We start from the raw sequence: 10215 nt of genomic DNA, 5'->3' as shown, positions 1-10215 counted from the left end.
GAACCACCCCTTCCCATCCCGAACAGGACCGTGAAACGACTCCACGCCGATGATAGTGCGGATACCCGTGTGAAAGTAGGTAATCGCCAGGCTCTCCCTTGAAACCCCCCAGTACGAAAGTACTGGGGGGTTTTGCTTTTGCGGCGGCGTCAACGTTGTCGCAGAAGTCCCCCAATCAGGGTACTGGAGCCTTCCTTCCCCCATATCGTTCTGTTACCGTAGCCCCAAGCGAGGGCACAGTCCCCCGTGACGCAGTTCGATGCATCGACGCAGTTCGAAAGATTTCAAAGATCCGATGCCGGCGAGCGCGATAGCGCACCGCCGGCAGTGGCATCCAGGCGGGGGATCAATGGCGGCCAGATTTTGCCTGTCGGCACTGACCGGCGTGGTAGGTGCGCTTACTTTGGCGGGTTGCGGCACACTGGAAACGGCGTCCACCGAGCGTGCGCCGGTCGTGCAATCGGGCCCTGGGGCCATGGCTGCCGCCTCGGCGATCGATTGCGGCAGCTTTGCCACGCATATCGATCAACTCAGGCATGCCGTGCCGACGGACACGCTGGTTCCACCCGGGCCGCCGGCTCGGGACCTCGCTTCGTCGAGCGAGGAACACGCCGAAGTCGACCATGGCAGCGAGGTGGAAGAACACCCTACACTAAAGGGGCTGCCGTTGTTTTCGGCGGCTCCCTATGGGCTTAGCAAGCCAGCAGGCTGGCAGCCCTGGACCGTCAACCGAAACAAGCTTCCCACCCGTTATACCTTGACCGAAGTCGACCGACGCATGGTGTTACATGCAGAAGCCGACAGTTCGGCCTCGGGCCTGTATGTGCCGTTGGTGGGGCGCGAGCCGGGCATGCTGAACTGGACGTGGAAGACGCGCGACGTAATCCGCAGTGCCGACAATAGCCAGGCCCCGCGCGAGGACTCGCCGCTGCGCATCTTCGTCGCGTTCGATGGCGACAAGGGCAGTCTCTCGCTCAAGGATCAACTGATGTACGAGATGGCGCGGCTGACGACAGGGCGTGAGATGCCCTATGCCACGCTCATGTACATTTGGGGAGGGCGCAAGCCGGAAGGCTCCGTGCTGTCGAACCCGCACACCGAGCGCGTGCGCATGATCGTGGTGGATTCCGGTACCCGCCACACCAACGAATGGCGTTGCCATCGGCGCGACTTGCGCGCCGACTACCGCAAGGCCTTCGGGACCGATCCGGGGAAGGTAGTGGCGATCGGGCTCATGACCGATACCGACAATACCAAGAGCCGCGCTGAAAGCTGGTACGGCGACATCGCGCTGGACTGATACCCTTTCAACGTCATGACTCCGCGCCGGCGTTGCAGGCCGGCGCGGCGCTGATCTGCGTACTCAGGCAGGAGCCAGCCACTTTTCCACCAGCTTTACGAAGAAGGTCGAGCCAACAGGCAGGATCTCGTCGTTGAAGTCATAGCTCGGGTTGTGCAGCATGCACGGGCCAAGGCCATGGCCGGCTTCGCGGTGCACGCCTTCACCATTGCCGATGAACAGGTAGCACCCCGGTTTTTCAAGCAGCATGAAGGAGAAATCCTCGGCGCCCATGGTCGGCTCGATCTTGTCGTCGACGTTGTCCGCACCCACCAGTTCCCTTGCCACTTCCGCGGCAAACACCGTTTCCGCCTCGCTGTTGACGGTGGGTGGGTAGTTGCGATGAAACTCGAAATCCACGGTGCAATCGAACGCGCTTGCCACAGCCCGCGCGACTTCTTCCATGCGGCGCTCGATCAGATCAAGCACAGGCAGGGTGAAGGTGCGCACCGTGCCGCCGATCCAGGCCTCATCCGGCACGATATTGGTGGCGTCGCCGGCATGGAACTGCGTGACCGAAATCACCGCGGCATCGATCGGACGCTTGTTGCGCGTGATGATGCCTTGCAGCGCCGAGACAATTTGCGTTCCGGTGAAAACGGGATCGTTGCCATTGTGCGGCAGCGCAGCATGCGCGCCCTTGCCGTGCACGACGATGCGGAATTCGTTGCTCGACGCCATCAGTGGCCCGGCCGTGGTGCCGAAGCTGCCGGCAGGCATGCCGGGCCAGTTGTGCATGCCGAACACGGCATCGCAGGGAAAGCGCTCGAACAGGCCGTCCTTGATCATTTCGCGGGCGCCGCCGCCGCCTTCCTCGGCCGGCTGGAAAATCAGGTTGATGGTGCCGTCGAAGTTCCGGTGCTCGGCCAGATAGCGCGCTGCCCCCAGCAGCATCGCCGTATGGCCGTCGTGGCCGCAGGCGTGCATGCGTCCATCGTGCTGCGAGCGGTGGCCGAAGGTGTTGGCCTCCTGCAGCGGTAGCGCATCCATATCGGCGCGCAGGCCGATGCTGCGGCCGCTATTGCCATTGCGGATCACACCAACCAGGCCGGTGGTGCCAAGGCCGCGATGAACTTCGATGCCCCAGGCGGCGAGGTTCTGCGCCACCACGTCCGAAGTCCGTTCCTCCTTGAAGCAAAGCTCCGGGTGGGCGTGGATGTCGCGTCGGATGGTGCGGATCTCGGCTTGCGCCTGAAGAATTTCGGGGATGAGTGTCATGATGCCAGTTTGGGCGAGGGATATCCGGATCATACGACGCCTTGCGTGAAAGCGCCAAAACAGGCGCCCGGCAGGCCACAAGTGCGCGATTACGCGCGTGCGCGTGATGCACTGCGGGCAAGACAGCGCGGGGGTTTCCCCGCATTGCCCCGCAGGGTCCACTGCTGGAACAGTTCATGCTTGATGTGCCTGCCCGGCAACGTTGCCGCTGATCGCCCATCCAGCCGCACCAAAATGCGGCGCCCGGCGCGATGTGCCAACGCTGCCCTTAGTAGTTGTTTGCTACCATTTTTCCCCTGGGAGAGTTGCGCGATGTCCCTTCGCACATGCAAGAAGGCATTCGGTGCCATGGTGGTAACCGCGGCCATGAGCTTCGGTTTTGYCAGCCAGGCCCACGCGGTCGATTTCAAGCTGGCCATGAGTTCGCCCCCGACCTCGATGGATCCGCATTTCTATAACCTGTTCTCGAACATCAACGTCTCCGAGCACATGTTCGAGTGTCTCGTGAAGATGGACGCGGACAGCAAGATCATTCCCGGCCTGGCCGAGTCCTGGAAGCTGGTCAACAACCTGACCTGGGAATTCAAGATCCGCAAGGGCGTGAAGTTCCACGATGGCTCCGAGCTCACCACCGAGGACATCATCTGGTCGCTCGAGCGCCCGGCCACCATCCTGAACAGCCCCGGCAAGTTCGACGTCTACACCAAGGCGATCATCAACAAGAAGGTGATCGACAAGTACACCATCCAGCTCACCACCAACACACCGTACCCGCTGATGCTGAACGACCTGACGTCGATCTTCATCGTGCAGAAGAAGGCGACGCAGGGCCTGACCTCGGACGACTTCGCGCAGGGCAAGGGCATGATCGGCACCGGCCCCTTCAAGTTCGTCAACTATGCGCGCGACGACCGGGTGGACCTGGTGAAGAACCCTGACTACTGGGGCCCCAAGCCTGCGTGGGACAAGGTGACGCTGCGCTTCATCCCGAATCCGGCCACGCGCATGGCGGCGCTGCTGTCCGGCGACGTGCAGGCCATCGAGAACGTGCCGACGCCAGACCTGCCGCAGGTGCGCAAGGATCCCAAGCTGACGTTCTTCTCGAAGATCTCGCACCGCGTGATCTACCTGTACACCGATGACAAGAAAGACAAGTCGCCCTTTGTCACCACCAAGGAAGGTGCGCCGATGGACAAGAACCCGCTGAAGGATGCGCGCGTGCGCAATGCCATCAGCATGGCCATCAACCGGCAGGGCATCAAGGACCGCTTGATGGAAGGCCTGTCCGAACCGACCAACAACCTGGTGCCGCCCACGCTGTTCGGCTACAACCCCAACCTGAAGACGGTCAAGTACGACCCGGAAGGCGCCAAGAAGCTGCTGGCGGAGGCGGGCTATCCGAACGGCTTCGGTATTACCCTGCACACGCCTAACAATCGCTACGTCAACGACGAGAAGATTGCCCAGACCATTGCGCAGAACCTGACCCGCATCGGCATTACGACAAAGGTGGAGGGCATGCCGATGGCAACCTACTCGTCCAAGGGCATCAAGCACGAGTTCTCGTTCGGCTTGCTGGGCTGGGGYGCGCAAACCGGCGAAGTCAGCTCGCCGCTGCGCGCGCTGCTGGCTTGCGAGGATCCGAAGAAGGGCTTTGGCACGACCAACTGGGGTGAGTACTGCAATCCGAAGATGGACGTGGTACTGGAAAAGGCGCTGGCCACCGTGGATGACGGCGAGCGTTCCAAGCTGTTGCAGGAAGCTACCGCGATTGCCATCAACGATGGCGGTATCATCCCGATCCATCAGCAGGTGACGACCTGGGCTACCCAGAAGGGCATCACGTACGTGCCTCGTACCGACGAACGGACGTACGCGCACAATTTCAAGCCGCAGTGAAGTGACAAGTGAAACGCCGGGGGCGCGGCCATGACATCGTGCCCCCGGACAAGAATGCATCCGCAGGTATAAGCGGGAAGCATCCGCGGTCTGTGCGGCCGCTTCCCTACGATTCATCCCCGGACGGTAGCCGGGCCTAGCCACGAGCCGACTGCCGGTGCAGCCAGGCGGCGCCCACAGGCGCCGTGGCCTGTCATCGGCGAAGGAAAGCTTCCGAACATGCTGGTTTTTATCATTCGACGCTTGATGCAGAGCGTAGTTGTGCTCTTCGTCATGTCCTTGCTGGTCTTCCTGGGCGTCTTTGCCATCGGCAACCCGGTCGATATCCTGATCAATCCTCAGGCCGACCAGGAGGACATCAAGCGCACCATTGCCGCGCTTGGCCTGGACAAGCCACTCTGGGAACAGTACTGGATCTTCCTGCGCAATGCGTTGCACGGCGATCTGGGCACTTCTTTCGCGCACGGCACGCCGGCGCTCAAGCTGATCTTCGAGCGCATGCCGGCCACCATGGAGCTGGCCGTGTGCGCCATCCTGCTGGCCGTGCTGCTCGGCATTCCGCTCGGCTTGTGGGCGGGCCTGCGTCCCGGCGGCGTAGCCGGCAAGACCATCATGGGTGTCTCCATCCTCGGCTTTTCGCTGCCGACCTTCTGGGTCGGGCTGATGCTCATCATGGTGTTCGCGGTGCAACTGGGCTGGCTGCCGTCCAATGGGCGCGGCGAGACCGCATCGCTGCTTGGCATCCCCGTCAGCTTCCTCACGATGGACGGTTTGCGCCACCTGCTGCTGCCGGCGGTGACGCTGTCGCTGCTCAATATCGCCATGGTGATCCGGCTCACGCGCGCCGGCACGCAGGAGGCGATGATGCAGGACTACGTCAAGTTCGCGCGGGCCAAGGGCCTGTCCAACTCGCGCATCGTGGGCGTGCATGTGCTCAAGAACATCATGATCCCCATCGTCACGGTGATTGCCCTGCAGTTCGGCTCGATCATCGCCTTTGCCATCGTGACCGAATCGATCTTCGCGTGGCCCGGCATGGGCAAGCTGATCATCGATTCCATCCAGTTGCTCGACCGCCCGGTCATCGTGGCCTACCTGATGGTGATCGTGACGCTGTTCATCCTGATCAACCTGCTGGTGGACATCATCTACAGCGTGCTCGATCCGCGCGTGCGTATCGCCGACAACAAGGGCTGAGCTCATGACAACCGCAATCGAAACCGAATCCGCGGCGGCACCGCTGCCGCTAGCCGAACAGACCCCGCTGCGGCGCTTCGCCAGCCAGTTCTTCTCCAGCAAGATCGCGGTGACCGGCCTGGTCCTGCTGATCGCCATCGTGCTGATCGCGCTGCTCGCGCCATGGCTGTCGCCGCAGAACCCTTATGACCTCGCCACACTGAATGTGCTCGACTCGCGCATGGCCCCTGGCGAGAAGTCCGACGACGGCATGACCTTCCTGCTTGGCTCGGACGAGCAGGGCCGGGATATTCTCTCCGCCGTGATGTACGGCCTGCGCATCAGCATCGGCGTAGGCGTTGTCAGTACGGTGATCGCGCTGCTGCTGGGCGCCACGCTGGGCCTGATCGCCGGCTTCCTCGGCGGCCGGGTCGAGGCCATCATCATGCGCGTGGCCGACCTGCAGCTGTCGTTCCCGCCCATCCTGCTGGCGCTGATCCTGCTGGCTTTCCTGCGTCCGGGCATCGGCAATATCGTGATCGCGCTGGTGGCTGTGCAGTGGGCTTATTACGCGCGCACCACGCGCAGCGCGGCGCTGGTCGAGCGGCGCAAGGAATATATCGAAGCCGCCACCTGCCTCGGGCTGTCGCCAGCGCGGATCATGTTCCGCCACCTGCTGCCCAATTGCCTGCCGCCGCTGATCGTGATCGCTGCGCTGCAGGTGGCATCGGCGATCACGCTGGAAGCCACGTTGTCCTTCCTCGGCCTGGGCGTGCCCATTACCGAGCCGTCGCTGGGCTCGCTGATCGCCAACGGCCAGCAATACATGTTGTCCGGCAAGTACTGGATCAGCTTCTTCCCGGGTATTGCGCTGGTGGTCACCATCGTGGCCATGAACCTGGTCGCCGACCAGCTGCGTGACGTACTCAATCCGCGCCTGCAAACGCAGTAACGCAGCACGACAGGAGCGAACATGAGCAAACCGACCCTAGTGGTAGAAGGTCTCAAGACCCAGTTCTTTACGCGTGGCGGTGTCGCGCGCGCCGTCGACGACGTTTCGTTCTCGGTCGGCCGCGGCGAGATCATGGGCCTGGTGGGCGAGTCCGGCTCGGGCAAGTCGATGACCGGTTACTCGATCATGGGCCTGATCGATCCGCCCGGCAAAGTGGTGGACGGCCGTATCGAGCTGACCAGCCGGGATGGCGTCACGCGCGACCTGCGCAACCTCACGCCGGCGCAGATGCGCGACGTGCGCGGCAACCGCATCGCGATGATCTTCCAGGATCCGATGATGACGCTGAACCCGGTCCTGCGCATCGATACGCAGATGATCGAAGCGGTGCTGGCGCATGAGAAGGTCGACAAGGCGGTGGCGCGCGAGCGTGCCCGCAACGCGTTGGCCCGCGTCGGCATTCCCTCGCCGGACGAGCGCTTGCGCGCCTATCCTCACCAGTTCTCCGGCGGMATGCGCCAGCGCGTGGCGATTGCCATCGCCCTGTTGAACAAGCCCGACCTGATCATCGCCGACGAGCCCACCACCGCGCTGGACGTAACCATCCAGGGCCAGATTCTCTACGAGATGCAGAAGCTGTGCCGCGAATCCGGCACCGCGCTGATCTGGATCACCCACGACCTGTCCGTGGTGGCCGGCCTGGCCGACTCCGTTTGCGTAATGTATGCCGGCAAGATTGTCGAAGCCGGCGACGTGCGCCAGGTGCTCGAGCGGCCCCAGCATCCCTATACCCATGGCCTGATCAGCTCCGCGCCTTCGCGCAATCCGCGCGGCGCGCCGCTGCGCCAGATTCCTGGCATGACGCCGTCGCTGCTGAACCTGCCGGCTGGCTGTGCTTTTCGCGAACGTTGTGCCTATGCTACCGATGTGTGCAAGACGACACCACCGCTGGATACTGCTGCGGACGGACGTCGCCTGCGCTGCTTTCATCCGGTCCTTGCAGAGCAGGAGGCCGCATGAGCGCCACCGTTGTTGATCCCGCACTCGCTGCCATGACGTCCGAACCCGTTGCAGAACCCACGCCCAGCGCACCGATTCTCGAGCTGAAAGGCGTATCCAAGCGATTCGTCAAATCGCTCGACACCGCAGCCAAGATCGCCAATGTGTTCGGCGCCGGCGCGCAGGAAGAAGTGGTGCATGCCGTGGACCGCGTCGACCTGGCCATTCGCGCCGGCGAGGTGGTCGGCCTGGTCGGCGAGTCCGGTTGCGGCAAGTCCACGCTGGGCCGCATGGCCGTGGGCCTGCATTCGCTGACGGAAGGTTCGCGGTACTGGAAGGGGGTCGATCTGGACCGCCTGCCGCCCGAGAAGAAACGAGAGAAGCAACTGGCGATCCAGATGATCTTCCAGGATCCCTATGCCTCGCTGAATCCGCGCCTGCGCGTGATGGACATCGTCGGCGAGGCGCCGGTGGTGCACGGCATGGTGCCGCGCGGCGAGCAGAAACGTTATGTGGAGGACATGCTGGTGCGGGTGGGCATGGACCCCACCGTGCTGCGCCGCTTTCCTCACCAGTTCTCGGGCGGGCAGCGTGCGCGGATCGGCATCGCGCGGGCGCTGGCGGTCAAGCCGGAATTCCTGGTGTGCGATGAGTCGGTGGCTGCACTCGATGTGTCGATCCAGGCCCAGGTGCTGAATCTCTTCATGCGCTTGCGGCAGGAGCTGAACCTGACCTATCTCTTCATCAGCCACGATCTCGGCGTGGTGAAGCACATCAGCGATCGCGTGGTGATCATGTACCTGGGGCGGGTGGTGGAGTCGGCGCCGGCGGAGGATGTGTTTGCCAGTCCGAATCATCCTTATACGCAGGCGCTGCTGGCGGAGGCTCCCAAGCTGGAGGTTGGCAAGAAGACGTTTGTGGCGATCAAGGGGGAGATTCCGTCACCGTTGCATCCGCCGCCTGGGTGTCATTTCCATCCGCGTTGCCCGCATGCGATGCCGCGTTGCCGGGAGGAGCAGCCGTTGCTCAAGGAGATTGCGCCGATGCGCTTTTCGGCTTGCCATTTGAATGATATGGCGTAGGGAGGATCGGGCTTGACTGCCTGACGTCAACGTCAGTTTCACCTCCCCTCCGGGGAGGTGGTGGCCTGCTTTTCCGTCTTGGTTTCTGTCCTGGCAAAAAGGTGGGCAAAAGAGCGCCCACATTTGGCGTGGGACGCCTTTACGTCAGCGAATCACCTGCCCCCTTGAGTTGATGATGGTCATCTCGACAAATTTCGAGCCGATGTGGCTGTCGGGGCTGAAGTTGATGATGTAGCCGCCCAGGTCGAGGCTCTTCATGCCTTCCAGTGCTGTGATCAGCTTTTCGCGGGTCAGGTCTTTGCCGGCCCGGCGCAGGCCTTCGGCGAAGGCCTTGGCGGCAATAAAGCCTTCGATGCTGGCGTAGTCGAACTCGTTGGGCTTGCCGGCCGCCTGCAGCAGGCGCAGGTATTCGCGCACCACCGGCAGCGTGGCATTGCCGGGATGGGGCATGACCTGCGAAATGATCACGCCACTGCCCTTGGGGCCGACTTCCTTGGCCAGCGCCTGGGTGCCGACAAACGAGACGTTATAGAACTGGCCATTGAAGCCGCGGCGCAGGGCTTCCTTGACGAAGGCGCCCGTGGTCCGGTATGCGTTGATCATCACCACCGCGTCGGGCTTGGATTTCATCGAGCCTTGCATGGCGTCGCCGATTTCCACGGTATTGCGCACCACGCCCTCGCGCGCGACGATCTGCACGCCGCTGTCGGGCGCCGCCTTGAGCGCGCGTTCGAGTGCTCCCAGGCCTGCCTTGCCGTAGGCATCCTCGTTGTACACCACCGCCACCCGCTTGAGGCCGGTCACGCGGATCTGGCGCAGGATGGCCGCGGCCTCTTCGTTGAAGCCCGCACGCACGTGGAAGGCGTAGCGGTTGAATGGTTCGCGCAGCGACTGGGCGCCGCTGTAGGGGGCGAAGAACGGCACCCGGGCCTGGGTTGCCAGTGGCAGCGAGGCCTCGCCGGTCTCGGTGCCCACGTAGCCGAACAGCGCGAAGACATGGTCGTCGTCGATCAGCGCGCGCGTGTTCTTGGCGGCGGATTCCGGCTCGTTGAAGTCGTCGAGGACCTTGAGTTCGATCTTGCGGCCGTAGATCCCGCCCTGCTGGTTGACGTAGTCGAAGTAAAGCCGCGCGCCGGCATTCAGCTGCTTGCCGAGCATGGCGGTCGGCCCGGTGAGCGCGGCCGACTGGCCCAGCAGGACGGTGTCGGCGCTGACGCCGCTTTCGGCGTTGGCACTGGCAATGAATGACGAGCCGATGGCGCACGCCACCAGCAGGCCGGCAATGCGCCAGCCCCTGACCCCAGAATGCACTTGCATGGTTTCCCCGTGAAAGACGGTGTTTTCTTTACCCGTGAATGCCTTGCCGGTCTGTGCCGGCGCTGCCCTGTCGCCATCTGCTGGCGCAGCGTCGGGCTATCATAATCGAATACAATCGGAGCCTAACAATTTCCCCAGCGGCGCCCGTCGGGACGACGCCGGCGTACAACACGCGAGGCCGCCAGGATGCCCGGCATGCCCGCCTCGCGTGCCTGGCCGTCCAGCCGCCCCCC

At 63.2% G+C, this 10215-nt stretch carries 8 protein-coding genes and 1 rRNA gene; 7 read left to right on the top strand and 2 right to left on the bottom strand.

Going from position 1 to position 10215, the window contains the following annotated elements; translation table 11 throughout:
* Both rrf and AC1DN0_RS22135 read left to right on the top strand, forming a co-directional pair.
* A 5S ribosomal RNA gene (gene rrf / locus AC1DN0_RS22140) occupies positions 1–92 on the top strand; the annotation flags it as partial.
* A gap of 257 nt (positions 93–349) precedes the next feature.
* The gene (locus AC1DN0_RS22135) at positions 350–1300 is read left to right on the top strand and encodes a DUF3047 domain-containing protein (protein WP_441625685.1); all 951 of its coding nucleotides are present in this window, start codon (positions 350–352) and stop codon (positions 1298–1300) included.
* A gap of 63 nt (positions 1301–1363) precedes the next feature.
* Here the strand turns inward: AC1DN0_RS22135 and AC1DN0_RS22130 are convergent, their stop codons facing one another.
* Complete coding sequence (locus AC1DN0_RS22130) at positions 1364–2557, bottom strand: M20 aminoacylase family protein (RefSeq protein WP_441625683.1); 1194 nt, start codon at positions 2555–2557, stop codon at positions 1364–1366.
* A gap of 312 nt (positions 2558–2869) precedes the next feature.
* On the opposite strand from AC1DN0_RS22130, the gene AC1DN0_RS22125 reads away from it, so the two are divergent.
* The 5 genes from AC1DN0_RS22125 to AC1DN0_RS22105 all read left to right on the top strand — a co-directional run bounded on the left by AC1DN0_RS22125 (position 2870) and on the right by AC1DN0_RS22105 (position 8665).
* A complete protein-coding gene (locus AC1DN0_RS22125; protein ID WP_477146008.1) occupies positions 2870–4456 on the top strand; it encodes an ABC transporter substrate-binding protein in 1587 nt (528 codons plus the stop codon).
* A gap of 219 nt (positions 4457–4675) precedes the next feature.
* Positions 4676–5653, top strand: coding sequence for an ABC transporter permease (locus AC1DN0_RS22120; RefSeq protein WP_045237205.1), 978 nt, complete (start codon positions 4676–4678; stop codon positions 5651–5653).
* A gap of 4 nt (positions 5654–5657) precedes the next feature.
* Entirely contained in the window at positions 5658–6584 is a 927-nt protein-coding gene (locus tag AC1DN0_RS22115; RefSeq protein WP_441625679.1) for an ABC transporter permease, read from the top strand.
* Positions 6585–6605: 21 nt separating this feature from the next.
* Positions 6606–7604, top strand: coding sequence for an ABC transporter ATP-binding protein (locus AC1DN0_RS22110; protein WP_035875651.1), 999 nt, complete (start codon positions 6606–6608; stop codon positions 7602–7604).
* Positions 7601–8665, top strand: coding sequence for an ABC transporter ATP-binding protein (locus AC1DN0_RS22105; RefSeq protein ID WP_035875649.1), 1065 nt, complete (start codon positions 7601–7603; stop codon positions 8663–8665). The genes AC1DN0_RS22110 and AC1DN0_RS22105 overlap by 4 nt, the downstream gene beginning before the upstream one ends.
* 144 nt (positions 8666–8809) lie before the next feature.
* On the opposite strand, the gene AC1DN0_RS22100 is transcribed toward AC1DN0_RS22105, so the two are convergent.
* Positions 8810–9982, bottom strand: coding sequence for an ABC transporter substrate-binding protein (locus AC1DN0_RS22100; protein ID WP_441625675.1), 1173 nt, complete (start codon positions 9980–9982; stop codon positions 8810–8812).
* Positions 9983–10215: the final 233 nt, after the last annotated feature.

It is taken from the genome of Cupriavidus sp. 05N39 (genome assembly GCF_056397325.1).
This window is presented reverse-complemented; position numbering and strand designations above follow the sequence as displayed.